This window comes from Streptomyces sp. NPDC054932, from assembly GCF_053610205.1.
Genome location: NZ_JBSGXU010000034.1, coordinates 1 through 24,027, shown reverse-complemented (window position 1 = coordinate 24,027; position 24,027 = coordinate 1). Strand labels below are relative to the sequence as shown.

General features: G+C 70.1%; 22 protein-coding genes and 2 pseudogenes. 20 read left to right on the top strand and 4 right to left on the bottom strand.

From position 1 onward, the window contains the following. The first annotated feature begins 50 nt into the window (after positions 1 to 50). From ACWGE1_RS12550 to ACWGE1_RS12510, 9 genes and pseudogenes are all read left to right on the top strand, one after another. On the top strand, positions 51 to 509 hold the full coding sequence (locus tag ACWGE1_RS12550) for an Hsp20/alpha crystallin family protein (protein WP_030648591.1): 459 nt from the start codon (positions 51 to 53) through the stop codon (positions 507 to 509). Then, positions 506 to 1,009 carry a flavodoxin domain-containing protein gene (locus ACWGE1_RS12545; protein WP_326747003.1) on the top strand — a complete coding sequence of 168 codons (504 nt, stop codon included), beginning with the start codon at positions 506 to 508 and terminating at the stop codon, positions 1,007 to 1,009. Before ACWGE1_RS12550 ends, ACWGE1_RS12545 begins: the two co-directional genes overlap by 4 nt. A gap of 34 nt (positions 1,010 to 1,043) precedes the next feature. After that, positions 1,044 to 1,700, top strand: coding sequence for an Rv1733c family protein (locus tag ACWGE1_RS12540; protein ID WP_326747002.1), 657 nt, complete (start codon positions 1,044 to 1,046; stop codon positions 1,698 to 1,700). Continuing rightward, positions 1,693 to 4,377, top strand: coding sequence for a cation-translocating P-type ATPase (locus ACWGE1_RS12535; protein ID WP_453420476.1), 2,685 nt, complete (start codon positions 1,693 to 1,695; stop codon positions 4,375 to 4,377). The genes ACWGE1_RS12540 and ACWGE1_RS12535 overlap by 8 nt, the downstream gene beginning before the upstream one ends. Before the next feature lie 18 nt (positions 4,378 to 4,395). Further along, the gene (locus ACWGE1_RS12530; protein WP_389806729.1) at positions 4,396 to 4,695 is read left to right on the top strand and encodes a DUF1876 domain-containing protein; all 300 of its coding nucleotides are present in this window, start codon (positions 4,396 to 4,398) and stop codon (positions 4,693 to 4,695) included. A 123-nt stretch (positions 4,696 to 4,818) separates the two neighbouring features. Beyond that, positions 4,819 to 5,721 (top strand): universal stress protein, encoded by a 903-nt coding sequence (locus ACWGE1_RS12525; protein ID WP_326746999.1) that lies wholly within the window; start codon positions 4,819 to 4,821, stop codon positions 5,719 to 5,721. After that, positions 5,721 to 6,578 (top strand): universal stress protein, encoded by an 858-nt coding sequence (locus tag ACWGE1_RS12520; protein WP_453420503.1) that lies wholly within the window; start codon positions 5,721 to 5,723, stop codon positions 6,576 to 6,578. Before ACWGE1_RS12525 ends, ACWGE1_RS12520 begins: the two co-directional genes overlap by 1 nt. Positions 6,579 to 6,745: 167 nt before the next feature. Next, a pseudogene (locus tag ACWGE1_RS12515) lies at positions 6,746 to 6,955 on the top strand (DUF1918 domain-containing protein); the annotation flags it as partial. Between the two features lie 106 nt (positions 6,956 to 7,061). Then, entirely contained in the window at positions 7,062 to 8,810 is a 1,749-nt protein-coding gene (locus tag ACWGE1_RS12510) for a GAF domain-containing protein (protein ID WP_453420475.1), read from the top strand. Positions 8,811 to 8,827: 17 nt separating this feature from the next. On the opposite strand, the gene ACWGE1_RS12505 is transcribed toward ACWGE1_RS12510, so the two are convergent. Both ACWGE1_RS12505 and ACWGE1_RS12500 read right to left on the bottom strand, forming a co-directional pair. Further along, the gene (locus ACWGE1_RS12505; protein ID WP_326746996.1) at positions 8,828 to 9,532 is read right to left on the bottom strand and encodes a response regulator transcription factor; all 705 of its coding nucleotides are present in this window, start codon (positions 9,530 to 9,532) and stop codon (positions 8,828 to 8,830) included. Between the two features lie 107 nt (positions 9,533 to 9,639). Beyond that, on the bottom strand, positions 9,640 to 10,251 hold the full coding sequence (locus ACWGE1_RS12500) for a CBS domain-containing protein (protein ID WP_453420502.1): 612 nt from the start codon (positions 10,249 to 10,251) through the stop codon (positions 9,640 to 9,642). A 358-nt stretch (positions 10,252 to 10,609) separates the two neighbouring features. Here ACWGE1_RS12500 and ACWGE1_RS12495 point away from each other — a divergent pair, with 358 nt between their 5' ends. The 11 genes and pseudogenes from ACWGE1_RS12495 (at position 10,610) to ACWGE1_RS12445 (ending at position 22,006) form a co-directional block, all read left to right on the top strand. Beyond that, a complete protein-coding gene (locus ACWGE1_RS12495; RefSeq protein ID WP_329096278.1) occupies positions 10,610 to 11,113 on the top strand; it encodes a pyridoxamine 5'-phosphate oxidase family protein in 504 nt (167 codons plus the stop codon). Positions 11,114 to 11,195: 82 nt separating this feature from the next. Further along, on the top strand, positions 11,196 to 12,089 hold the full coding sequence (locus ACWGE1_RS12490; protein WP_202203288.1) for a potassium channel family protein: 894 nt from the start codon (positions 11,196 to 11,198) through the stop codon (positions 12,087 to 12,089). Between the two features lie 96 nt (positions 12,090 to 12,185). Continuing rightward, positions 12,186 to 13,906, top strand: a pseudogene (gene sulP / locus ACWGE1_RS12485) (sulfate permease). A 241-nt stretch (positions 13,907 to 14,147) separates the two neighbouring features. Beyond that, entirely contained in the window at positions 14,148 to 14,684 is a 537-nt protein-coding gene (locus ACWGE1_RS12480; protein ID WP_326746994.1) for a hydrogenase maturation protease, read from the top strand. Positions 14,685 to 14,726: 42 nt separating this feature from the next. Next, the gene (locus ACWGE1_RS12475; protein ID WP_453420474.1) at positions 14,727 to 15,896 is read left to right on the top strand and encodes a 4Fe-4S dicluster domain-containing protein; all 1,170 of its coding nucleotides are present in this window, start codon (positions 14,727 to 14,729) and stop codon (positions 15,894 to 15,896) included. Continuing rightward, positions 15,893 to 16,378, top strand: coding sequence for a cyclic nucleotide-binding domain-containing protein (locus ACWGE1_RS12470; protein WP_453420473.1), 486 nt, complete (start codon positions 15,893 to 15,895; stop codon positions 16,376 to 16,378). Before ACWGE1_RS12475 ends, ACWGE1_RS12470 begins: the two co-directional genes overlap by 4 nt. Next, on the top strand, positions 16,375 to 17,181 hold the full coding sequence (locus ACWGE1_RS12465) for an FAD/NAD(P)-binding protein (protein WP_453420472.1): 807 nt from the start codon (positions 16,375 to 16,377) through the stop codon (positions 17,179 to 17,181). The genes ACWGE1_RS12470 and ACWGE1_RS12465 overlap by 4 nt, the downstream gene beginning before the upstream one ends. A gap of 1 nt (position 17,182) precedes the next feature. After that, the gene (locus ACWGE1_RS12460) at positions 17,183 to 18,001 is read left to right on the top strand and encodes an NADH-quinone oxidoreductase subunit B family protein (RefSeq protein ID WP_453420471.1); all 819 of its coding nucleotides are present in this window, start codon (positions 17,183 to 17,185) and stop codon (positions 17,999 to 18,001) included. Next, positions 17,998 to 19,365, top strand: coding sequence for a Ni/Fe hydrogenase subunit alpha (locus ACWGE1_RS12455; RefSeq protein ID WP_453420470.1), 1,368 nt, complete (start codon positions 17,998 to 18,000; stop codon positions 19,363 to 19,365). Before ACWGE1_RS12460 ends, ACWGE1_RS12455 begins: the two co-directional genes overlap by 4 nt. A 186-nt stretch (positions 19,366 to 19,551) precedes the next feature. Further along, positions 19,552 to 20,427 (top strand): universal stress protein, encoded by an 876-nt coding sequence (locus ACWGE1_RS12450; RefSeq protein ID WP_453420469.1) that lies wholly within the window; start codon positions 19,552 to 19,554, stop codon positions 20,425 to 20,427. A 103-nt stretch (positions 20,428 to 20,530) separates the two neighbouring features. Then, a complete protein-coding gene (locus ACWGE1_RS12445; protein WP_453420501.1) occupies positions 20,531 to 22,006 on the top strand; it encodes a bifunctional aminoglycoside phosphotransferase/ATP-binding protein in 1,476 nt (491 codons plus the stop codon). Between the two features lie 63 nt (positions 22,007 to 22,069). Here the strand turns inward: ACWGE1_RS12445 and ACWGE1_RS12440 are convergent, their stop codons facing one another. Together ACWGE1_RS12440 and ACWGE1_RS12435 are read right to left on the bottom strand one after the other, a co-directional pair. Next, on the bottom strand, positions 22,070 to 23,059 hold the full coding sequence (locus ACWGE1_RS12440; protein ID WP_453420468.1) for an Acg family FMN-binding oxidoreductase: 990 nt from the start codon (positions 23,057 to 23,059) through the stop codon (positions 22,070 to 22,072). A gap of 27 nt (positions 23,060 to 23,086) precedes the next feature. Further along, positions 23,087 to 23,962, bottom strand: a complete 876-nt coding sequence (locus ACWGE1_RS12435; protein ID WP_453420467.1) for a universal stress protein — start codon at positions 23,960 to 23,962, stop codon at positions 23,087 to 23,089. Between the last annotated feature and the right edge of the window lie 65 nt (positions 23,963 to 24,027).

Genomic DNA, 24,027 nt, shown 5'->3' with positions numbered 1-24,027 from the left:
AGGAAGGCAACGCATGAAGGCGCTGATCGGGCGCCGGAACGGAGCACACCATGTCAGGAACGCACCTGGAGCGCAGGCGCAGCCCGTTCCCCGATTTCAGGGACTGGTTCGGCACCGAATTCCCACGGTTCCCGCTGTGGCGGTCGTCGTTCGACACCTTCCCGATCCCGATCGAGGTGACCAACAAGGAGGGGCAGTACACGCTGCGCGCCGAACTTCCCGGGATGGACCCGGACAAGGACATCCAGATCACGGTTGAGGGGGACACCCTCACCGTCAGCGCCGAGCACACCGAGAGCAAGGAGGAGAAGGATCACTCGGAGTTCCGCTACGGCTCCTTCCAGAGAGTTGTGCGCCTGCCCGGGCCGATCCCCTCCGACGAAGTCGAGGCAGCGTACGAGGACGGCATCCTCACCGTGCGCGTGCCCATGCCGGCCTCGCCCGAGGAGTCCAGGCGCAGCATCCCCGTCAAGCGCACCACGGCGGACGGCAAGGGAGACTCGTCATGACGTCCAAGCGCGTCCTGGTCGCCTACGGCACCAAGCACGGTGCGACCGCCGGAATCGCGTCCGAGATCGGCAGGACCCTGCGTGAGGACGGCCTCGACGCCGTCGTGGTCCCCGCCGACGACGTGGACGACGTACGCGGGTACGACGCAGTGGTGCTCGGCGGCGCCCTGTACGCCGGGCACTGGAGCGGCAAGGCCAAGCGCTGCGCCGAACGCAACGAGCACTACCTTCAGCACCGCCCGGTCTACCTGTTCAGCAGCGGCCCCGTGGACAGTTCCGCCGAGCAGCACGACATCGCGCCGGTGCCTGCGGTGGCCCGGGAGATGGAGCGCCTCGGCGCACGCGAGCACATCACCTTCGGCGGCAGTATCACCGCCAGTACGCCCGGGTTCATCGCCCGGGCCATGGTCCGCGCGGGCAAGGGAGGAGACTTCCGCAATCCCGAGCGGATCCGGACGTGGGCCCACCACATCAGCGCCGAACTCGCCGCTCCCCACTGAGCGGCCGGGCAGTATCAGAGCGCGGAGGTGCACGATGTCCGAGCCCGGCACGCCCGGAGACGGGCCCACCCGATCGCGCCCGGCGACGGCCGACCGCGTGCGTCGGCTGTTCGGCGGACGTCCGAACGAGCTGCGTCGTCCGGCCGACCGGACCCGGCGCCGCTGGAACATCGCCTTCGTGCTCTCCTTCCTGATCGCCCTGTCCTGCGGCGTCGTCGTCACGACGGCCGTCTGGGATGCCGAAAGCCGCACTGCCCGGGAAGCGGCCCGCCACCGGCACCGGATCGAGGCGACGACGGTCGGTGCCGTGGGGCGCGCGGTCTCCAACCGTTCCGGCGGCACCTCCCGGACGGTTGCTCCGGCCGTCTGGGAGTACCCGGCCGCTCACCAGCACTCCGACACGATCTCCGTCCCGTTCGGCACTCCGGCAGGCCGGACGGTCACGATCTGGGTCGATGACGCGGGCAGGGAGGCGCAGGCGCCGTCGGCCGAAGCCCGACGCGTCCTCACGGCCGCAGTCGCGGGAGTCGGATCCTTCAGCCTGCTCGCCCTCGCCACAGGGGCAGTGGTCCGCCTTCGTCTGCTTCTTGTCGAGACCCGCAGCCTGGCCCAGTGGGAGCACGAGTGGGAGGCCGTGGAGCCGCGCTGGTCCGGCAGGCTGCGGCGCGAAAAGGGACCTGGCGATGACTGAGGCAGCCACCCGGCCCCCCTTTCCGGCCAACGGGCTGCCCCTGAGCCCTGACCCCCTCGAACCGTTGCCGCTCCTGAGGCGCGAACTCGGCACCGGGCCGAGTGGACTCTCCGCGCGCGAGGCGGCCCGCCGCCTCGCCGTCTACGGCCCCAACGAGGTCCGCCGCAAGGCCCGTACCTCGGTGGGCCGGGAGCTCGTCCGCCAGCTCGTCCACCCGCTGGCCATGCTGCTCTGGGCGGCTGCCGCACTGGCCTTCGTGGCGGACATAGCGGTCCTCGGCTGGGCCATCGTCGCCGTGGTCATCGTCAACGCCGCCTTCGCGCTCCTGCAGGAGCGCCAGGCGGAGCAGGCAGTGGAGACCCTGGCCCGGTATCTGCCCGAGCACGCATGGGTGATCCGCGACGGCCAACCGTCGGCCGTCGAGTCGCGCGAGCTCGTGCCGGGCGACCTCATCGTCCTCGAAGAGGGCGCCAAGGTCCCCGCCGATGGACGCCTCACAGACGGCGGTATCGAGGTCGACCTGTCGATGCTGACAGGGGAGTCCGCCCCCGCCGAACGCGTCGCCGGCCCCGGTCTCGCAGGGGCTCCGCTGCTCCAGGAGCCGAACCTCGTCTTCAGCGGTACTGCCTGCACCGAGGGCCAGGCCCAGGCGATCGTGTTCGCCACGGGCGACCACACCGAACTCGGACGGATCGCGGCACTCAGCCAGCGCACCCAGCGCGACCCCAGCCCCTTGGAGCGGCAGGTCAAGAAGGTCGCCTGGCTGATCGCCGCCGTCGCGGTGGCCATGGGCGCGGTGTTCCTCGTGGCAGGCGTGGCCGTGGGACTCCCGCTGACCGACTCACTGATCTTCGCCATCGGCCTGCTGGTCGCCAACGTGCCCGAGGGCCTGCTGCCGATCATCACCCTCGCCCTGGCCGTCGGGGTACGGGCCCTCGCCCGTCAGGGGGCTGTGGTCAAGCGGCTGAGCGCCGTGGAAACTCTCGGGTCCACCAACGTGATCTGCACCGACAAGACCGGCACCCTCACCCGGAACCGCATGCGGCTCCAGACTGTGTGGACACCTGAACACGGTACGAGCAAAGGCCCCTGGGCAGGCGAACTCGCCCGCGCAGTGGCCCTGTGCACCACGGTCACGCGGGATGCCCAGGGCCACCTGCACGGGGACCCGACCGAGATCGCCCTGGTCGAAGGAGCCGGCGCCCACGGCGCCCCCATCGACCTCGACAGGAGGGACGCCGACCGCCAGGTCCTCTTCCGTTTCGACCCCCGCTTGCGCCTGATGTCCGTCGTGCAGCAGGCGGAACCGGACGGCGCCCACATCATCGTCAAAGGCGCGCCGGAGTCGGTGGTGGGCGCCCTTGACGGCGGGGACCCCACCGCCGCGCTCGCTGCCGCGGACCGGCTCGCCCACGACGGCATGCGCGTCCTGGCCGTCGCCGTGCGCGACCTGCCGAAGGGGGCCGCGACACCGGCGCGGCGCCACGACGCGGAAAGCGGTCTGCGCCTTCTGGGGCTCGTCGGCCTGTACGACCCTCCGCGGCCCGAGGTCGCGGAGGCAGTCCGCCGCTGTCACGACGCGGGCGTCCGGGTCCACATCGTCACCGGCGACAACGGCGCCACCGCGGCCGCCGTCGCGCGGGAGGTCGGCATCGGAGTACCGCGCCTCACGGTGGTGGCCCAGTCCGAGACGGTGGGTGACCAGGAGCTCGACCAGCTCCTGGCACAAGGCGATGCCGAGGTCGTTTTCGCCCGCTCCTCTCCGGAGACCAAGCTGCACGTGGCCGACACGCTGCGCGCACACGGGCAGATCGTGGCCATGACCGGCGACGGTGTCAACGACGCCCCGGCACTTCACCGTGCGCACATCGGGGTCGCGATGGGCCGGTCCGGCACCGACGTGGCACGCGAAGCGTCCACGATGGTGCTGACCGACGACAACTTCGCCACCATCGTCGCCGCCATCGAATCCGGGCGCCGCGTATACGACAACGTCCGCAAGTTCATCGTCTACATCTTCGCCCACGCCACCCCCGAGGTCGTGCCCTTCCTGGTGTTCGCACTCTCGGCCGGCACCATCCCCCTGCCGCTGACCGTCCTGCAGATCCTCGCCATCGACCTCGGCACCGAGACTCTCCCCGCCCTCGCCCTCGGCCGGGAACGGGCCGAGCCGGGCGTCATGAGCCGTCCGCCGCGACCGAGCTCGCAGGGGGTCATCTCCCGCGACATGCTCATCCGGAGCTGGGGATGGCTCGGTACGGTGTCCGCCGCCCTGGTCATGACCGCGTTCTTCTACGTGCTCTGGCGGGCGGGCTGGCACCCCGGCGACCCCACCGGCCCCGGCACCCCCCTCCACCATGCGTACGTCACCGCGACCACCGCCACGTTCGCCGGCATCGTCACCTGCCAGGTCGGCACGGCCATGGCCGCACGCACCGACCACGCCGCTCTGCGCGAGATCGGCCTGTTCACCAACCACCTGCTCCTCGCAGGCATCGCCTTCGAGTTGGTCTTCACCGCGGCGCTCGTCTACGCGCCGCCGCTGCAAGACCTGTTCGGCACCGCAGCCCTCTCCCTCGATGTCGTCGCGCTCATCGCCACCTTCCCGGTCCTCGTGTGGGGCACCGACGAACTCCGGCGCTGGGCCCGACGCACTCGCCGAAGCACGAACGCCTGAACCCGTCCGGAGGCTCCCATGTCACACACGGCCGAATGGAAGGTCCGCCTCTACCTCTTCGAGGAGGACCACACGACGAAGGCACGCCTGGAACTCGACACGGGCACGAACAGGCTCACGGGCCACGGCACCGCCCGTTGCGCACCCCAGGACGACGACGTCCCGGAGATCGGCGAAGAACTCGCGGTCGCTCGTGCCATGGAGGATCTCGCCCTCCAGATGAAGCGAGCCGCCTACGGCGACATGCAGGCTGCCGGAGCTCCGTCCCTGCAGGAGTCCCTCAAGCCGTACAGCGGGTGGCTGGACACCACAGCGTGACCACGAAGGAGGCCCGACCGGGACCTTTGGCCCCCATGAAGGTCCTGAGCGGCCCTCTTCCCACAGGGGCCTGCGGTGTCACTGTGAGGTCAGACCCTCACTGGCCCTGGGCGAGGAGGAATCATGGAGCACACCGTCAGCGGTTCCGAACTCGGCTCCGTCGTCGTCGGCGTCGACGGCTCCGAGCCCGCCCGTCAGGCCGCGCTCTGGGCAGCGGGAGAGGCCGAACGCCGAGGGCGTCCGCTGCACATCGTGTACGGCGCCGACACGGACGGCCGGGCACTCTACGCATCTGTCGAGACCATCGAGCGCGTCCGTGTTGCCGGCCGCGAACTGCTCGACGACATCGCTGCTGCGGTCAAGAAGCAGCACCCCGGCCTGGTCGCCACCACGGAATTCGGTCGTGGCGACCCCGTGGCCAGCCTGCACCGGGCCGCTGGTCGTCGCGGCACCATAGTGGTCGGCAACCGGGGGTTGGGCGGATTCAACTCCCTCTTGCTCGGATCCGTGGGCCTGAAGGTGGCGGCCGGTGCGAAGACGCCCGTCATCATCGTCAGGGGAACCGAAAGCGGCGCCGAGAGCGGGACGGTACTCGCCGGGGTCCGTGACGAGCGAGATCTGGACTGTGTGCGTTACGCGGCGCGCGAGGCCGAGCTGCGCAAGGCCGAGCTGCGGCTGCTCCAGGTGTGGAACGTGCTCCAGTCCGTCGGCGACGTGATGACCATGATGGACGACATCAAGGAGATCGCCGACGAGTACGTCCGGCACCTGACCGCGCTGACGGAGCGAATCCGCCGGGAATTCCCGGACCTCACCGTGCGGGCGGATGCCGAGAAGAGCGCGTCCGTCGCCGGTGTTCTCGTAGAGGCTTCCCGGCACGCCGACCTGCTGGTCATGGGCGGTCGCAGGGCGTCCGCATACCTGGGACCCACCCTCGGGCGGCACACCCACAGCCTCGTACACCACTCGCACTGCCCTGTGCTGCTCATCCCGCGCCACCCGGACGAGCACGGGAGTGGATCGTGATGGCCACCGCCGAACGCCGCGAGATCGTCGTAGGCATCGACCCGGCCAGGGACTGGCACTTGCCCCTTGCCTGGGCGTCTGACGAGGCCCACCGTCGTGGGATCGGGCTCCGACTCGTCGTGGCTGTGCCTCCGCCGCAGCGTACGCGGCAGGTTGATGACACACCCCGCAGGACGGCTCTGCGCCAGGCGGGCTCTGAAGCCCTCGCGGCAGGTTACGACTGGGCGCGGGACCGACACCTGGGGCTTGACGCGGCCACTGATCTGATCGAAGGATTCCCCGTTCCCGCCATCGGACGCCTGTCTCACCAGGCCCGCATGCTCGTGCTCGGATCCCGTCACCTGAGCCGGACCGCGGAACTCTTCAGCGCCGGTTCCACGGTGGTCCCGGTCCTGGCCCAGGCGCATTGCCCCGTCGTCGTGGTGGGAAACCCCGAGCACACCACCCAGGAGACGCCCTACCTGGTCGTCGGCATCGACGGCAGTGAGTCCTCGAAGGCTGCGCTGGCGCTTGCTTTCGAGGAAGCCGACCTGCGCGGCGCAGCACTGCGCGCCATCGCAGTGTGGCAGCCGCCGGTCTTCCTGCTCCACGACGAGGAGGTCGCATTGCAGGCTCAGCGGCGGATGCTGTCCGAGGCCACGGCCGGCTGGTCGCAGAAGTACCCGGACGTGGTGCTCTCCCACGAGGTCCCGATCGGGCACCCGGTGGAAGAGCTCGCGGAAGCCGCCGAACACGCCCTGGCCGTGGTGGTGGGCCGTCGCGGACGAGGAGGCTACTCCGGCATGCGCCTGGGCTCCGTTGTCCACGGACTGCTCCACCGGGCGTTCTGCCCGGTGATCACGGTTCCGGCCGAATAGGACCGCCATGGCGATGGCCCCGGCCCCCGCAGAGGTACCGGTGCGCGCGCCCGGCGGGCTCACCGACCTCGAAGCGGAACGCCGACTGGCCGAGCATCAGCCGCCCTCACCAGTGGCTTCGCGGCGGCCCGACTCGCACGGCACGCATTCCGAAGGAGATGATGATCATGGAGACGCGCACGTCCGAGCACGGACCCCACGCTCGCGTCGGTGACGAGATAGTGGTGGGCGGGCCGACGGTGGGCAAAGCGGGTCGCGACGGCGAAGTCGTCGGACTGCACCACGACGACGGCACCCCGCCCTACGACGTCCGCTGGTCGGACACCGGCAGGACCACCCTCTTCTTCCCGGGACCGGACGCACACATTCGGCATCTCGGCGCGGACGACTCCGGATGATGCCTTCAGCCTGAGCGGGAAGGTGGGGGCAGGGATACGGTGAAGAGGCAGGCCGAACTTCCCCGGGGCGCCGCTGGAGGTACGCATGGGCGGGGACGAGCTGGGTCCCGTGCGTCCTGGGCTTCCGCGGCTCCGGCTGGACGAACTGCTCGAGGAGCTCCAGGTTCGTATCGACGAGGTGCGCGGCACCCGGGACCGGCTGAACGGGCTCCTCGAGGCTGTGATGTCCGTCGGTCGGGAGCTCGATCTGCCACAGGTCCTGAGTGGCATCGTCGAAGCCGCTGTCGTCCTGGTGGACGCGGAGTACGGAGCGCTGGGCGTCATCGGTGACGACCAGAAGCTCGCCCAGTTCCTTCCTGTCGGCATCAGCGACGACCTCCGGGCCGAGATCGGCGACCTGCCCTCCGGCCACGGCATCCTCGGCCAGCTCATCCGGCACCCCGAGCCGCTCCGGCTCTCGGAATTGTCCGGTCACCCCGCCTCCTACGGCTTCCCTCCCCACCACCCCCCGATGCACTCCTTCCTCGGCGTCCCCATCCGGGTTCGCGAGGACGTGTTCGGCAACCTCTACATGACCGAGAAGCGGGGTGGTATCGACTTCGACGAGGAGGACGAGGCGGTCCTGTCCACGCTGGCGGTGGCGGCCGGCATTGCCGTCGAGAACGCCCGCCTCTTCGAAGAGGTACGCCTCCGGGAGCGCTGGCTGGCCGCCAGCTCCGACTTCACCAGTGCTCTGCTCTCCGGCTCGGCCGAGACGGAGGTGCTGGAGGGGATGTTGGAGCGAGCTCGCGACATCACGGGCGCCGACATCGGTGTGTTCTACCTTGTGGGCCAGAGCGGGGAGCTGCGCGGCTCGCTGGCCCTGGGGGAGGGCGCCGAGGCACATCGCGGCATCGTGTTGCCCAGCAGTGAAGGCACCCTGGCCGCCGCTGCCCTCGGCGAGGAGGACGGACTGATCACCGTGGCCGACGTCGGGGCCGACGACCGGATCACCGTGCAGCCGGAACGGTGGAAGGGTTTCGGCCCCGCCGTCGCCGTCACGTTCGGCACCAAGGAGAAGCTGAGCGGCGTCCTCATCCTGGCCCGCAGGCGCGGCCGCCCGGCGTTCGCCCGCGCCGAGATCGCAGCCCTGCCCGGCTTCGCCGGCCAGGCCGCCGTGGCCCTGGAGCTCGCAGACCGGCGCCGGGACACCGAGCAGATGAGCATGCTGGAGGATCACGACCGCATTGCCCGTGACCTGCACGATCTCGCCATCCAGCGCCTCTTCGCCACAGGTATGACCCTGCAGAGCGCGCAACCCTTCGTCGAGCATCCCGAGGCTTCGGAACGACTTGCCCGGGCGATCGACGACCTGGATGCCACCATCAAGATCATTCGGTCGACGATCTTCGGGCTTCGTGAACACGAAGTATCCGGGGTGCCGCCGAAGCTGCGGCTCCGTGCCGTTCAGGCCGTCGAGGAGGCTGCCCAGGTACTCGGTTTCGCCCCGGCCCTGCGGATGGAGGGCCTGATCGACACCGACGTACCCGCCGAGACCGCGGACGAGGCACTCGCCGTGGTCGGGGAGGCGCTCACCAACGTCGCCCGGCATGCGAGGGCAAGCCGGGCGGAAGTGTCCATCGCAGCCGTCGAGGGCGTACTGACCGTACTGGTCACCGACGACGGAGTGGGAATGGCGGAGGGAGGTCGTCGCAGCGGGCTGCGCAATCTCAGTGAACGGGCCGAACGCCTGGGTGGTGAACTCTCCGTTTCGGCGCACGGGCCGACCGGGCAGGGCACGAAACTGGAATGGCGGGTCCCACTGGACGGAGGCCGCTTCCCACCCTCCGAGTGAGCACGCCCCGCAGTCACTCAGCTCCGGCCCTTGCCGCGCTCAGGCTCGTGTTCATGGACCTGCGTCGCGATGACAGCGGCCTGCACCCGGCGCTCCACCCCCAGCTTGCCCAGCAGCCTTGAGATGTGGTTCTTGACCGTCTTCTCGGACAGGTACAGTCGCTTGGCGATCTGCGCGTTGGTGAGGCCCTCGCCGATCAGTTCGAGTACGGAACGTTCCCGCTCGGAGAGAGCGGCCAGCCGATCGTCATCCGGGGCCTTGACGGTCTCCGGGTCCCGCAGGGAGTGCATGAGACGGGCGGTCGTCGCCGGGTCCAGCATCGACTGCCCGGTCGCCACCGTCCGTACGGCCGAGACGAGGTCGGACCCCTTGATCTGCTTGAGGACGTAGCCGGCCGCACCGGCCATGATCGCGTCGAGCAGCGCGTCTTCGTCATCGAACGAGGTCAGCATCAAGCAGGCGAGTTCCGGCATGCGCGAGCGCAGCTCGCGGCACACGGTGATCCCGTCGCCGTCGGGCAGCCGGACGTCGAGTACGGCGACGTCCGGGCGCAGCGCCGGTCCGCGGGCCAGCGCCTGCTCGGCGGTGGCGGCCTCGCCGACGACCTCGATGTCCGGCTCCGCGTCCAGCAGGTCGTACAGGCCGCGGCGTACGACCTCGTGGTCGTCCAAGAGGAAGACCCGGACGGTTCCCTCGTAGGAGGCTGCCGGTACGTCGGACATGTACGCCCCTGTGATCGATCCGCATTGTATGTTTCATACGAATTGTCTCAGGGGATCAGGCGGACGCACCTGGGCGGCGCCCCCGGGTTCCGGGGCGGTAAGAGGCCTCAGGAGGCCCCGGTGGGCTGCCCTTCCAGTTCCATCCGCACGTCCACCACGCCTTCCACGGCACGGACCGCACGGGCCATCAGCGGCACCAGTGCGCGATCACGGAGCGATCCGCGCAAGGTGACGACGCCCTCCTTCACCGACGCCTGCAGATGTACGGGAGGAGCGAGCCCGGCGAGAACCGAGTCGCGGATCTCCACGCCGATCTCCTCGTCCGGTCGCAGAAACACCTTGAGCAGGTCGCTCCGGCTGACGACTCCCTCCAGCATCCCCACACCGTTCACCACGGGGAGGCGTTTCACGTGCTTTCGCGCCATGATCCGGGCAGCCTCGGCGAGTGTGGCGTCGGGGTGCACAGTCACGGCTGGGCTCGACATCAGTTCCTCGGCCAGTACACCCCCTGCCTTGGAAGCCTCTTCCAGCTGATCAGGAAGCACGGGGTCGTCCCGCCGGAACTCCTCCTTCGGCAGCAGGTCCGCCTCGGAGACCACTCCGACGACGCGCCCCTCGCCCTCCAGGACGGGAACAGCACTGACTTTCCACTGGTCCATCAGCTCGACGATCTCCTTGTAGGAAGCCTCGCGGCCGATGGCCACAGCCGTATGGGTCATGACGTCGCTGACGGTGTACCGGGACGCGGGCATGACGGACTCCTCACTGCTGGCGGTTCGGGTGGCCGACACCGGCCGCCAGGGATAGCTACCACTGCCGTGCCCAGGGCGACGATGCCCGTTCGGACGATCCAGAACCTGTCCGCTCGGCCACCCCCGTAGGGGGAGTGGTCCTCATGGCGGCCTCCGGCCGATTCCGATTCAAGTCTGAGCGGCACTGCAGGTGCCGGGGATGGGCCGACCGGCCCCCGATTCCGCAGGACAGGGGACCATTCGGCCCTGGCACGGCGTGCGAGACGGAAAAGACGCTGAGTGAAGCCGAGGCCGACAAGACAGGGCCGGAGCGGAGGGCCGCGTGATGGATCACGAAACCGCCAGGAGACCGGACCACCGCCCTGCCCCGGACCCCGCGCGGTCCACGGAGCAGCTGGACCGCTCCGAAGCGTTGCGGCTCCTGGGTACCGTCTCGCTCGGCCGCATCGTCTTCACCCACCAAGCGCTGCCAGTCATCCGGCCGATGAGCCACATCGTCCACGGGGAGGACGTGCTCGTGCAGCTCGACGAAGGCGCTTCACACGCGTCGCTGGTGGCGATGCCGGGCGAGCCCGGCATCGTCCTCGCCTACGAAGCCGACGCCATCGACCCCGACACGCATCTCGGCTGGAGCGTCGTGGTGGTCGGCTACGCCGAGCTCGTCGTGAACCGCGACGAAGCCGAACGGCTCGCGGCGCTGCTCGATCCGTGGAGGAACGAGGCGATGCCCCGCATCCTGCGGATCCGGTCCGAACTCGTCACCGGGTTCCGCCTGTGGCCGGAACCTCGGCCGATTCCGGCTGCCGGTGAGGTCCGGCCCCGCTTCTGACACCGGGGGACGGCGTGGGCTGCGATCAGCGACCACGGAGGTGCGCGAACCTGGGCGAAACGCAGCGGAAAAGGGGTTCCGGATGGATTGGCTGGTGACGGCCACGGGCGCCGCCCTGGTACTGCTGATCCTCCGGGACGTGTTCCACACGCTGTGGCACCCGACGCGTCACGGCGGGCTGAGCCGGCTGGTCATGACCACACTGTGGCGGCTGTCCTTCGCCCTGGGCACCCGTCGTACGGCAGCCGGCCTGGCGGGTCCGCTTGCCATGGTGTCTGTCGTCGCCCTGTGGGCCCTCACCGTGGCGGCGGGGTGGGCACTGATCTACTGGCCTCACATGCCCGACGCGTTCGTGTACGCGGGCGGGTTGCAGCCCGACGACCATGCAGGCCTGCTGGACGCGACGTACGTCTCGCTGGTCACGCTCTCCACGCTCGGTCTCGGCGACGTTGCACCTGCCGAGGGCTGGCTGCGCCTCCTCGCACCCCTGGAGGCGCTGGTCGGGTTCGCCTTGCTGACCGCGACGGTCTCCTGGATCCTCGGCATCTATCCGGCTCTGGCTCGCCGCAGGGCTCTTGCGTTGCGGCTCTCCCACCTCTCCCGTACCCACCCCTCGAAGGAACAGATCGACTCCCCGGCCGGGGCGGCCATGCTGGACGGCCTGGCCACAGCACTGTCCGTGGCAGCGGTCGACTTCCTCCAGTACGCGGAGTCCTACTACTTCCACGACGGCGACGACCGGACCTCCCTGGCCCTCCAGATCGGCTACGCCCTCGACATCGCCGATGAGGCTTCGGAGGCCGGGCACCGGGATGTCCGGCTCGCCGCCACGGTGTTGCGTTCCGCCCTGGAAGACCTCGCGGGCATCCTGGACGAGCGCTTCCTGCACACCCAGGGCCCGCCCAGGCAGGCTCTCGACGCGTTCGCGCGCGACCACGGACGGCAGGCGGGCACGGGTGATCGCGCCCTGCCGTGAGTCTCCGGCGTGGACGACCTCGCCCGTCCGCCCATCCGACGCCGCGGCGTCGACACCGCGTTGCCTGGAAGGCGTCGTTCGTGCGCAAGCCTGTCGTTGTCGACGGAGGAGGGGGCGTGCCGCCACGGGAGTTCGTCTGGAAGCCGCCCTTTCTTACCGGCTACCGGCTACCGGCGTGGCTGGCCGCGAGGGGACGCGCTCGCAGGTGTCACTGTCGCTGCGTACCTCGTGCCCCAGGTCATGGCGTACGCGGGCGTCCCGGGTCTGCCGCCCGTCGCCGGGCTGTGGGCCGTCGTTCCGGCCAGGGTGTTGTACGCGTTGTCCGGCACCTCCCGTCTGCTCTCCGTCGGCCGGAGTCGACCACGGCGCTGATGACCGCCGTCGCGGTCGGACCCCTGGCCGCCGGGGACCCTGGCCGGTACGCGGCCCTCTCAGCGGCGCTCGCCGTGGTGGTGGGTGTGCTGTGCCTGGCAGCCTGGGCGTTGCGGCTGGGCTTCCTTGCGGATCTGCTGTCCCGGCCCGTGCTGGTCGGCTACCTGGCAGGCGTTGCCCTGATCATGACCGTGGACCAGGTGACCCGCCTGACCGGCGTCTCCACCACGGGCTCGGAGTTCTTCCCGCAGCTGCTCTCGTTCTTCCGGCAGGCATCCCAGGTGCACTGGCCAACGGTGATCCTCGGTGCGGTCGGGCTGGCTCTGCTGTTGGCGTTGCCGCATGTATCGCGACTGCTGCCGGGCCCGCTGCTCGTTCTCGTGCTGGCGACGGCGGCCGTTGCTGCCTTTGGACTCGAGGACGAGTACGGCATCTCCGTGATCGGCGCGGTACCCGCGGGCCTGCCCGCCCCCGCGCTTCCCGCTCTCGTGGACGTTCCTCAGCTCCTGCTTCCCGCCCTCGGCGTCCTGCTCGTCGGGTACACCGACGTCATCCTCACGGCCCGGGCCTTCGCCTCCCCTGACGACCCCACCCCCTTGCGCGCGAACCGGGAACTGCTGGCGCTGGGAACCGCCAACCTCGGGGCCGGGATGGTCCAGGGGTTCCCCGTCAGTAGCAGCGCCAGTCGCACGGCCCTTGCCGACTCGGCGAGCGCGCGCAGCCAGGTGTACTCCCTCGTCTCCGCCGCCTGCGTGCTGACCGTCCTGCTCTTCCTCGGTCCACTCCTGGCCCACACCCCGAGCGCGATCCTCGGCGCCATTGTCGTGTACGCCGCCGTACGTCTGGTGGAGCTGAGCGAGTTCCGCCGCCTTGCCGCGTTCCGGCGACGCGAGCTGCTCCTGGCCCTCGGCTGCACCCTCGGTGTCCTCACTTTCGGCATCCTGGCCGGAGTGCTGGCGGCGGTGGCTCTGTCCGTCGCCGAGCTGCTGGTACGGGTCGCCCGCCCGCACGACGCGATCGAGGGTCTCGTTCCCGGCGTAGCCGGAATGCATGACGTTGACGACTGTCCCCAGGCGCGAACCATCCCCGGCCTGCTGATCTACCGTTACGACTCGCCGCTCTTCTTCACGAACGCAGAAGACTTCCGCCGTCGCGCCCTGGCCACCGTCGACGTACAGCGCGAGCCTGTCCAGTGGTTCGTGCTGAACACCGAGGCCAACGTAGAGGTTGACATCACCGCCCTCGATGCTGTCGACGCCCTTCGCCGCGAGCTCGAACGCCGGGGAATCGTCTTGGCGTTGGCCCGGGTCAAGGAGGACCTGCGCGACGACCTCGACGCGTACGGCCTCACCGCGTCCATCGGAGCCAGCCGTCTCTACCCCACGCTTCCGACAGTCGTGGCGGCCTATCGGCAGTGGAGTGGCGAGGAGGGGACGCGTTCCTGAGGTCGGCCTCGCGTGTGGCCCGGTGGGCCGTGCCGACGGTGGTTCCGGTGCCCTGCTGATCGGAGGGCCAGTGCCGAACGGTCCCCTTCCACGGTTGTCAGTCCCATGATCGGCCTCAGAGCCTTGGTGCGCCGTCCCGCACTCGGTACCGCCATACGCCGTTTGCCCCGCGGCACAGGACCTCGTCCCGCTAGCAGGGCAGGCTGTTCCTGGAGACGCCCGGACAAGGAAGTGGGTACCTGTGAAGCCCCTCGCCGGTACTGCGGTCATCGGGATCGGAAACGAGTTCCGGCGCGATGACGGGCTGGGGTGGGCCGCCATCTCCTTGTTGCGCGCACGGAAAGCACAGCGACCTCTCCCGTCCGGCACTGACCTCGCACAGTGCGACGGAGACCCCGGCCGACTGATCGGCCTCTGGGAAGGCAAGGCCCTCACCCTCGTCGTCGACGCCTGCTTCCCACCTGCGGCTCAGCCAGGGCGAACACACCGGTGGTGTGTGGCTCCCGGCGAGATGCCGCACCCCGCTGCCGCAGGCAGGCAGAGCACCCACGGGCTGGGGCTCGCCGAGGCCGTGTGCCTCGCCGACCGCGTCGGGCGCGGCCCCGGCCGGCTCATCGTGTATGCGGTCGAGGGGGCGGACCGTTCGCTGGGCACTGGGCTCACGCCGGCGGTCGCGGCCGCCCTGCCGCTTCTGACCCTGCGTATCGAGGCGGATGTTCGCCGGCACGACGAGCGGACTCGCCGGACCGGGTTCGAACCCCGGAGCCGGGAGGTCTGACATGCTGCCGAATCCAGGCACGTGGAGACCGAGAGGTGCACCATGACCGACGCTTCGGATGCCGGAGACGTCCTCGACTACCAGGCCGAGGCGGTCCTCGACCGTGACGGTCTGGACGCGCTCGTGCGTGTCCTGAAGCGGCGCGGCCGCACGGTGATCGGCCCGACCGTGCGCGACGGCGCGATCGTCCTCGACGAGCTGGACACCGCAGACGCACTGCCCTACGGGTGGGGGGTCGAGCTGGAGGCGGGGCGGTACCGGCTCCGTCGCCGCGAGGACGGGGCGGCCTTCGCGCACAGCGCGGGACCCCAGTCATGGAAGTCGTTCCTGCACCCGGAGCGCGTCCGTCAGTGGTCCGCGGACCGCGGTACGGACGGTGCTCCGGTTGTCCGGGAGGAGGAGCCGGAGAGCATCTCGTACGCGTTCCTCGGCGTGCGGCCCTGCGATCTGCGTGCCATTCAGATCCTGGACCGTGTGATGAGCGGAGGCAGGTACCGGGATCCCACCTACCTGTCCCGGCGGACGGGCGCCTTCCTGATCGCGGCCGAGTGCACCGAGCCGGGTGCCACCTGCTTCTGCGTCTCGATGGGGAGCGGGCCGGCCGCCGACGCCGGGTACGACCTCGCTCTCACCGAGGTCGTGGACGATGCCGGTCACCGCTTCCTGTGCCGGAGCGGCAGCGAGGAGGGAGCCGCGGTCCTCGCAGAACTGCCGGGGCGGAGCCCCGATGGCTCCACCCGAGCGGCTGCGACCCAGGCCGTGAGCGCCGCCGCCGAACGCATGGGCCGCTCCATGCCGCCGGTGGACCTGCGCGCGCTGATGCGGGACAACCTGGAAGCGGAGCGCTGGGACGACGTCACCGCCCGGTGCCTCAGCTGCGGCAACTGCACCATGGTCTGCCCCACCTGCTTCTGCACCACCACGGAGGACGTCACCGACCTGACCGGCAATCACGCCGAGCGCTGGCGCCTCTGGGACTCCTGCTACGACCTCGACTTCTCGCTCCTCCACGGCGGTCCTGTCCGGTCCACCCCGCGCAGCCGGTACCGCCAGTGGCTCACCCACAAACTGGGTACCTGGCACGACCAGTTCGACAGCTCCGGCTGCGTCGGATGCGGCCGGTGCATCGTGTGGTGTCCCACGGGCATCGACCTCACCGAGGAAGCCCACGCCCTGCACCAGGAGGCCACGCAGCGGGAGAACACGCCGTGACCAGGCATCCGGATGGTCCTCCTGGCGAGGGCGTGCTCGCCGCTCTGACGGCGGAGCACCGCGGGCAGCTGATGGCCCTCGCCCGGGACGTCGCCCTTCCAAGCGGCACGCGGATCTTCGAGGAAGGGGAGAAGGCCGACCGCTTCTGGATCATCCGCTCGGGCACGGTCGCGCTCGACATCCACATGCCCGGTCGGGGGCGAGCCGTCGTCGAGACCATCGGTGCGGGCAGCCTGCTCGGCTGGTCATGGCTGTGCCCACCTCGGCAGTGGCATCTGGCGGCCGAGACACGGGACCCCGTCCGCGCCTGGGAGTTCGATGCCGCCGCCGTCCATGACCTGTGCGCCGAGGACACGGCGCTGGGCCTGTCACTGGTCACCGCCGTCGCCGAGACCATCGGAGACCGGCTGCGAGCCACCCGCACCCGGTTGCTCGACCTCTACGGACCGCCGGGACCGCAGGGGAGCGGAGCAGCACCATGACACCCGCACCGCTGTCCTATCGCGTGGTGGACCGCCGCGACGAGACGCACGACACGGTCACGCTCGTCTTGGAGCCTGCCGGGGACGCCCTGGACCGCTTCGCACCCGGCCAGTTCGCGATGCTGTACGCGTTCGGTGTCGGCGAGATCCCGGTGTCCGTGTCTCGGCTCGGAGACGGGCACCGGCTGACGCACACGGTCCGCGCCGTGGGGGCCGTCTCCCGCGCATTGTGCGGCCTGCGGACCGGCGGATGGGTCGGCGTGCGCGGCCCCTTCGGTACCGCCTGGGACACGGCTGCCGCCCACGGCAGCGACCTGCTCGTCATCGCAGGCGGCATCGGGCTCGCCCCGCTGCGTCCCCTCGTCGACACCGTTCTGGCCGAGCCCCACGCCTTCGGGCGGCTGAACGTCCTCGCGGGTGCCCGGACCCCCGCCGATCTGCTCTACGGAGACGAGTTCCCCGCCTGGGAGAAGCCGTTCGGCGCCGTCACGGTCGACCGGCCCTCCGGCGGCTGGGCCGGCCGGGTCGGAGTCGTCACCACGCTGCTCCGCGAGGCCCGCTTCACGCCGCTGGACACAGTCGCCTTCGTCTGCGGCCCCGAGGTGATGATGCGCGCGACCGCCCGGGCACTGATCCACCAAGGAGTACGTCCCGACCGCATCCAGGTCTCCCTCGAACGCAACATGCGCTGCGCCACCGGCCACTGCGGACACTGCCAGCTCGGGCCCCTCCTTCTCTGCCGCGACGGCCCGGTCGTCGGCTACGACCAGGCCGAGCCCCTGCTCACCGTCCGGGAACTATGAGATGAGCACCCCCGCCCCGCCCCAGCCTCCTGCCCGCCCACGCCTCGGCGTTTTCAAGTTCGCCTCCTGCGACGGCTGCCAGCTCACCCTCCTCGACTGCGAGGACGAACTGCTCGGCATCGCCGCCGAACTGGAGATCGCCCACTTCCTGGAAGCGTCCAGCGAGCCCGCGCCCGGCCCGTACGACCTCGTGCTCGTCGAGGGCTCGGTCAGCACGCCCGAGCACGTGGAGCGCATCCGGCGCATCCGCGCCGATGCCCGCCACCTCGTCACCATCGGCGCCTGCGCCACGGCTGGCGGCGTGCAGGCGCTGCGGAACTACGCCGATGTCGAGGGGTACCTGGCGACCGTCTACGCCCGCCCCGAGTACATCGAGACCCTCGCGACCTCCACGCCGATCTCCGCCCACGTGCCGGTCGATTTCGAACTGCGCGGCTGTCCCATCGACCGCGGCCAGCTCGTCGAGGTCATCACCGCGTTCCTCGCCGGACGCAAGCCCGCCATCCCGAACCACAGCGTCTGCTTCTCCTGCAAGCGGCGCGGCAACGTCTGCGTCACCGTCGCTCACGGCACGCCCTGCCTCGGCCCCGTCACCCACGCGGGCTGCGGAGCCCTGTGCCCGACCTACGGGCGCGGCTGCTACGGCTGCTTCGGGCCGGCCGGAACCACGAACCTTCCCGCGCTGGTCCCGCTCATGCAGCGCGACGGGATGAGCGAGGAGGACATCGGCAGGTACCTGCACACCTTCAACGTGACCGCCTTCACCGCCGTGGAGGAGCAAGGACAGCCCGGTACGACCGACGCGGAAGGCCCCGGATGAGCGATCCCACGCCCCGGTCCCAGGAGCTCCGCATCCCCTCACTCGCCCGTGTCGAGGGCGAGACCGCGCTGCACCTGAGGATCCACCACGGCACCGTCATCGAGGCGCGGCTCAAGATCTACGAGCCACCGCGGTTCTTCGAAGCCTTCCTCAGGGGCAGGGCGCACACGGAGCCACCCGATCTCACCTCCCGCATCTGCGGGATCTGTCCCGTCGCCTACCAGATGAGTGCCTGCCGTGCCGTCGAGGACGCGTGCGGCGTCGTCGTCGACGGACAACTGGCCGCCCTGCGCCGCCTGCTGTACTGCGGCGAATGGATCGAGAGCCAGACGCTGCACATCCACATGCTGCACGCACCGGACTTCCTCGGCGAAGACGACGTGATCGGTCTGTCCCGCTCCCATCTGGAGCACGTCAAGCGCGGACTGCGCTTGAAGCAGACCGGCAACGCCGTGGTCGAACTGCTCGGGGGCCGGGCCATCCACCCCGTCAACGTCCGGCTCGGAGGTTTTCACAGAGCCCCGACCCGCGCCGAACTCCGCCCCCTGGAAGAACGGCTGCGCACCGCCCTCGACGACGCCTGGGACACGGTGCGCTGGGTTGCCGGCTTCGAATTCCCGGACGCCGAGTGCGAAGCCGACCTGCTCGCCCTCGCCGAGGAGGACACCTACGCCATCGAGTCCGGCGTGCCCACCGTGCTCCGGTACGACGGGACGCTCCCGCCGTACAGCTTCCCCCTGCGGGATTTCACCGACCACGTGGCCGAGGAGCAGGTGTCACACTCCACAGCCCTCCACTCCCGGCTGGACGGTCGAAGGCATCTCACCGGCTCCCTCGCCCGCTGGGCGGTCAGCGGTCACCTGCTGTCCCCGCTGGCCCTACAAGCGGCACGGGAGGCCGGACTGGGTGACCCTCCGTCGCGCGCAGGCGCAGGGCGGCGGGGAGAGGTCTGCCGGAACCCGTACCGAAGCATCCTCGTCCGGGCGGTGGAGGTCCTGTACGCGGTGGAAGAGGCCCTGCGGATCATCGCGGAGTACGAGCGTCCAGCCCGCCCGTACGTAGAGGTGCCGGCCCGGGCCAGCACCGGGCACGGTGCCACGGAGGCGCCGCGCGGCCTGCTCTACCACCGCTACACGTTCGACGGCGGGGGCCGTGTCACCGACGCATGCATCGTTCCGCCGACCGCCCAGAACCAGGGCGCCATCGAGGAGGACCTGCGCCGGCTGGTCCAAGCCGGGCTCGATCGGGGTGAGGGCTCCGAGGCCGAGCTCACCCGGCTGTGCGAGCGGGCCGTCCGCAACCACGACCCGTGCATCTCGTGTTCGGCCCACTTCCTGGAACTGGACATCGAGCGCACCCACTGATCCCGCCCAGGTGCTGCTCGGGTGACATGCGACCGTGTGCTCGGCGCGTTGGCGTAGTTGCTTCGGCGAGTACCGCCTACGGTCGCTGCACGGCTACCGGCGCGAGCGCGGAGACGACAGGGCTCCGGGCAGGCCGGACGGATACCTCACCGTCATTCCAGTCATCTACCAGACGGAGCAGTCGGCATGGAGCCAGTCGTCACCGTGGGCCTCGACGGTTCACCCGAGAGCCTTGCCGCCGCCCGTTGGGCCGCTGACGAAGCCGCCCGCCGCAAGCTCACGCTGCGGTTGCTGCACGCGTGGCCCCTCCTGGCGCCGGAACCGACCCACGTTCCCTCCGAGATGGATCAGAACTACTGGGCGAAGCGGATCGTGCACAACGCGAAGGCCGAGCTCCAGGCGCGCCACCCGGGACTGACCATCGTCGGCAATCTGGTCGCCGAAGATGCCCAGGAGGCACTGCTGAAGGCAGCAGCGGAGTCCGATATGACGGTGCTCGGCTCGCGGGGGATGGAGCCCGTCGAGAGCTATTTCCTGGGTGACATCAGCATGCCCGTCGTGGCACGGGCCGAGCGGCCGGTGGTCCTGGTACGCGCCGGGACGCGCGAAGAGGGGACGTCGTCCGCTCCAGGCGCCTCGGGCGGCGTAGTGGTGGCGCTGAAACTGCACGGTCCGTGCGACGACCTGCTCGCATTCTCCTTCGCCGCCGCCGCGGCACGGGGTGTTCCCCTGCAAGCCGTCCATGGCCGGAGCATGCCCCTCCACGCTCACGCTCCCTGGGGCGTGGACCACGACGTGACCGAGAAGATCAGACAGGACGCGCAGAAGCTCCTGAGTGAGGCTCTCCGCCCCTGGCGCGAGAAGTTCCCGACCGTGGAGGTAACTCCCGGTGTCGGTCTTGAAAGCCCGACCAAGGTCGTGGTCCGGACCGCCGAAGGTGCAGGACTACTGGTTGTCGGCCGGCGCAGGCACCGCCCCGCCCTCGCGCCCCCAATCGGTTCCGTGGCCACCGCCGCCATCCACCACGCGCGCTGCCCCGTCGCCGTCATTCCCCATGACTGAGCCGGGCCACCCCGAGGAGTCGATGGGCTCGGCGCAACGGGCCGACGCGTCCGTGCTCCGGACCGGCGCCGACGTCGATGTTCCGCGGCTCCCGCGGGCAGAGGTGTGCGAGACGCACACGGCCGTGCTGTTCTTCGTCGGTGACCGCGCCTACAAGGTCAAGAAGCCGGTCGACCTGGGGTTCCTCGACTACACGACCACAGCCGCCCGGCGGACCGCGTGCGAACAGGAAGTCGCTCTCAACCGCCGCTTCGCCCCTGACGTCTACCTGGGGCTGGGAGAATTCCGCAGCCCCGACGTGGACACGCCCGAACCCCTCGTGGTGATGCGCCGCATGCCGGCGGAACGACGCCTGTCCCTGCTCGTGAGCCAAGGCGCCGACGTCGACGACGCCCTGCGGACCGTTGCACGCCTCCTCGCCTCCCGTCACGCGGACGCGCCCCGCGGCCCGGACATCGACGAGCAAGGCAGGCGGGACGCGCTGTCCGCACGCTGGGAAGCGAGCTTCACGCAGGTCAGGGAACTGACCGACGACGCCCAGCTGCTCGACGGGGTGGAGGAGATCGAGCGCTTGGTGCGGCGCTATCTCGCCGGCCGCGAGGAACTGTTCGACGCGCGTATCGAGCAGGGGCGGGTGGTCGACGGCCACGGCGACCTGCTCGCCCAGGACATCTTCTGTCTCGACGACGGCCCCCGCGTCCTGGACTGCCTGGAGTTCGACGACCGGCTTCGCTCCGTCGACGGTCTCGACGACGCGGCCTTCCTCGCCATGGACCTGGAGCAGACGGGTGCCCCGGAGACCGCGGCGTTCTTCCTGGCCCAGTACGGCGAGTATTCCGGCGACCCCGCACCGCCGTCTCTGTGGCACCACTACGTCGCCTACCGCGCGTTCGTCCGCGCCAAGGTGTCCCTGATCCAGGCAGCTCAAGGCGCTCGCGGCGCAGAGACGGCAGCGCGGCGACTGGTCACCACGACGCTGCGCCACCTGCGCACTTCGGCTGTCAGCCTGACCCTCGTCGGCGGCCTCCCGGGCAGCGGGAAGTCCACGCTCTCCGGCGCACTGGCCGATCGCCTCGGTGTCACGCTGCTCAGCAGCGACCGTCTCCGCAAGGAGCTGGCAGGCATCCCGGCGGAGGAATCCGCGGCCGCGGGCTACGGCGAAGGGCTGTACACGCCCGAGTGGACCGCGAGGACGTACGCGGTGCTGCTCGACCGGGCGTCCGCCCTCCTGTCCCGGGGCGAGTCCGTCGTTCTGGACGCCACCTGGTCCGATGCCGGACAGCGTGAAGCCGCCCTGCGCATGGCCGAACGCACCAGCGCCGACCTGGTGGCCCTGCACTGCCAGGCTCCGGGAGAGGTGTCGGCAGCGCGCCTGAGCACCCGCGCCCCGGGGGCGTCCGACGCCACCCCTGAGGTGGCCACGGCCATGGCAGCCGCGGAGCCGCCGTGGGAGGAGGCCGTCCCCATCGACACCGGCGGCCTTCTGGAGGCCGCGGTCATCCAAGCGATGGCGGCCGTGCGCCCGTACGGTTCCGGCCAGGCCCCGGTCTTCCGCCGCCCCTACATGGAACCGGACTGAGGCGAGTGGCGACGCCGCGTGCTCACGGCAACGAAGGTCCTGGCCGCAGCTCTACGTTCGATCTCATCGGATGTCCAGCACCTCGGCTACCGGGCGCCGGGGCGTTGCCGGACCCTGCGGTCCGTAGCCGAGCCGAATCACCATCTGGACGTGGGTCATCGCCGAGCCCGGATCGCGCACCGTCCAGCGGAGCGCGGGCCATTCGAGCGGCTGCGAGGTCATGGACGTGACCAGCCCGTCGGCGGTGGCTTGAAGGAGAACCCGCTGCAGAGCCTGTCCTGCTCGTAGCCAGTCTTCGGGCCTGTCACCCGACGTACCCAGCAGCACGATCTGCGGCTTCTGTTCGAAGGCGGCCCACCCACGACCGGGAACGCGCCGAGAGCGACCGAAGTCGCGCACGACTCCACCCCGACCCGAGTGCTTCGGACCGAAGGCGTTCACAGGAATTCCGTCGGGACGGGTCTGCTCGTCCGGTGTGCCGGAATGTGTCCACGCCATCGTCTCTGCCGTCAGTGAGGGATCCATCTCCTCGCGATGCTCGGAGTCGTGTACCAGCCCCAGCACGGTGTCGGTGTGCCAAGCGTCCGGTACGGCCAGGCGACACCCTTCGAGAAGAGCTGCGGCTCGCAAGCCGTCCAACAGTGCTGGAGGGATCTCCTCCTCCACGAAAGGAAATCGGCTGGAGTGACGTCGCCGGACGGCTGGATGCAGGGTTCCGAGATCGCTGTCCGTGGGCCCCGGTTCCCGGAGGCTGGCAGCGGCCAGCAACCACGGATCGTCCGGGTCGGGCAGCAACCGTACGTCAGCGCCCCAGCCTGCCGAGGCTGCGGACACTCGAAGGTTGAACAGAGCGGCGGCGCAGCCCACATGGAGGGCGCGGTGGTCCGGGTCGGCATGGGGCATGGCACGGCCCGGGTCGCCGTACAGCTCGATGAGCCCGGAGGCCGGTCGGTAGAGGAACTTCCAAGGCTGGGCGTTGTGCATGGAAGGAGCCATGGCAGCGTCCTCGATGAGCGGAACAATCGCTGCCAGGTCCGGAAACGATGCGTTCATGAGACTTACCTGCCTGTGCTGTGGGCTTCACTCGTGGGCGATGACGGCGACCGGCGCGACCGCGTGGTGCATCACGGCGTGTGTGATGGGGCCGATGTGAGTGCCGAAGGCGGAGTGGCGGATGCGGCGGCCGACGACGACGAGGGCGGCGGTGGAGGCCGCCTCGAGGATCTGAATCGCCGGCTGGCCGATGGTGGCCCGGGAGTCGACCTGCAGCGAAGGGTACTTCTCGTGCCAGGGGCTGATCATCTCGTCCAGTGTGGTGGTGATGCCGTGGGCCATTTCCTGCTGGACCCCGGGGTCGAGAGCCGGTGCGTAGCTGAGGATGGGCGGTGGCGACCAGCCGTGGATGATCACGAGCGGGCAGCGGCGGTGGGAGGCCTCCTCGAAGGCGAAGGCGAGCAACTTGTCACAGGGCTGGTGGATGTCCACGCCGACCACGATGGGCCCTCGGTCGCGGGTACCGTCCGGCGGATTGCCCGCGCGGTCCATGGACCGGACCAGCACGACGGGGCGCACGGCCTCGATGACGGTGGCGGCGCTGGTGGATCCGACGAGGAAACCCGCGATGCTGCCGAGCGCGCGCGAGCCAAGCACGAGCATGTCGGATTCCTCGGCGGCGCGGGCGAGGGCCAGGGAAGGTAGCCCGCCCACTCGGCGGGTGTCGACCTTCAGCGACGGAAGTGCGCGGTGCGTCTCATCGGCGGTGTCGCGGAGGACGGCCTCTGCCCACCTCCGACGTTCCTCGGTGGTTGTGACGGGAAGGGGAGGATTCTCCAGCCATTCCTCGGCGTGGACCAGGTCCAGGGAGGCACCGCGAAGCTCGGCCTCATGGGCTGCCCAGCGGGCAGCCGCCGTACTTTCCGGGGACCCGTCGAGGCCGACGGTCACTCGGTTCGCCATGGTCTCCATCTCCCTGTTCGCGGATCGGAGTTTTCCCGCTCACTCCAGACTGACTGCCCGACGGC

What these genes read in the sequence shown, in the direction of transcription:
- ACWGE1_RS12550 (WP_030648591.1), top strand. Translation starts at nt 51, where the DNA reads ATGTCAGGAACGCACCTGGAGCGCAGGCGCAGCCCGTTCCCCGATTTC.
- ACWGE1_RS12545 (WP_326747003.1), top strand. Translation starts at nt 506, where the DNA reads ATGACGTCCAAGCGCGTCCTGGTCGCCTACGGCACCAAGCACGGTGCG.
- ACWGE1_RS12540 (WP_326747002.1), top strand. Translation starts at nt 1,044, where the DNA reads ATGTCCGAGCCCGGCACGCCCGGAGACGGGCCCACCCGATCGCGCCCG.
- ACWGE1_RS12535 (WP_453420476.1), top strand. Translation starts at nt 1,693, where the DNA reads ATGACTGAGGCAGCCACCCGGCCCCCCTTTCCGGCCAACGGGCTGCCC.
- ACWGE1_RS12530 (WP_389806729.1), top strand. Translation starts at nt 4,396, where the DNA reads ATGTCACACACGGCCGAATGGAAGGTCCGCCTCTACCTCTTCGAGGAG.
- ACWGE1_RS12525 (WP_326746999.1), top strand. Translation starts at nt 4,819, where the DNA reads ATGGAGCACACCGTCAGCGGTTCCGAACTCGGCTCCGTCGTCGTCGGC.
- ACWGE1_RS12520 (WP_453420503.1), top strand. Translation starts at nt 5,721, where the DNA reads ATGGCCACCGCCGAACGCCGCGAGATCGTCGTAGGCATCGACCCGGCC.
- ACWGE1_RS12510 (WP_453420475.1), top strand. Translation starts at nt 7,062, where the DNA reads ATGGGCGGGGACGAGCTGGGTCCCGTGCGTCCTGGGCTTCCGCGGCTC.
- ACWGE1_RS12505 (WP_326746996.1), bottom strand. Translation starts at nt 9,532, where the DNA reads ATGTCCGACGTACCGGCAGCCTCCTACGAGGGAACCGTCCGGGTCTTC.
- ACWGE1_RS12500 (WP_453420502.1), bottom strand. Translation starts at nt 10,251, where the DNA reads ATGACCCATACGGCTGTGGCCATCGGCCGCGAGGCTTCCTACAAGGAG.
- ACWGE1_RS12495 (WP_329096278.1), top strand. Translation starts at nt 10,610, where the DNA reads ATGGATCACGAAACCGCCAGGAGACCGGACCACCGCCCTGCCCCGGAC.
- ACWGE1_RS12490 (WP_202203288.1), top strand. Translation starts at nt 11,196, where the DNA reads ATGGATTGGCTGGTGACGGCCACGGGCGCCGCCCTGGTACTGCTGATC.
- ACWGE1_RS12475 (WP_453420474.1), top strand. Translation starts at nt 14,727, where the DNA reads ATGACCGACGCTTCGGATGCCGGAGACGTCCTCGACTACCAGGCCGAG.
- ACWGE1_RS12465 (WP_453420472.1), top strand. Translation starts at nt 16,375, where the DNA reads ATGACACCCGCACCGCTGTCCTATCGCGTGGTGGACCGCCGCGACGAG.
- ACWGE1_RS12460 (WP_453420471.1), top strand. Translation starts at nt 17,183, where the DNA reads ATGAGCACCCCCGCCCCGCCCCAGCCTCCTGCCCGCCCACGCCTCGGC.
- ACWGE1_RS12455 (WP_453420470.1), top strand. Translation starts at nt 17,998, where the DNA reads ATGAGCGATCCCACGCCCCGGTCCCAGGAGCTCCGCATCCCCTCACTC.
- ACWGE1_RS12450 (WP_453420469.1), top strand. Translation starts at nt 19,552, where the DNA reads ATGGAGCCAGTCGTCACCGTGGGCCTCGACGGTTCACCCGAGAGCCTT.
- ACWGE1_RS12440 (WP_453420468.1), bottom strand. Translation starts at nt 23,059, where the DNA reads ATGAACGCATCGTTTCCGGACCTGGCAGCGATTGTTCCGCTCATCGAG.
- ACWGE1_RS12435 (WP_453420467.1), bottom strand. Translation starts at nt 23,962, where the DNA reads ATGGCGAACCGAGTGACCGTCGGCCTCGACGGGTCCCCGGAAAGTACG.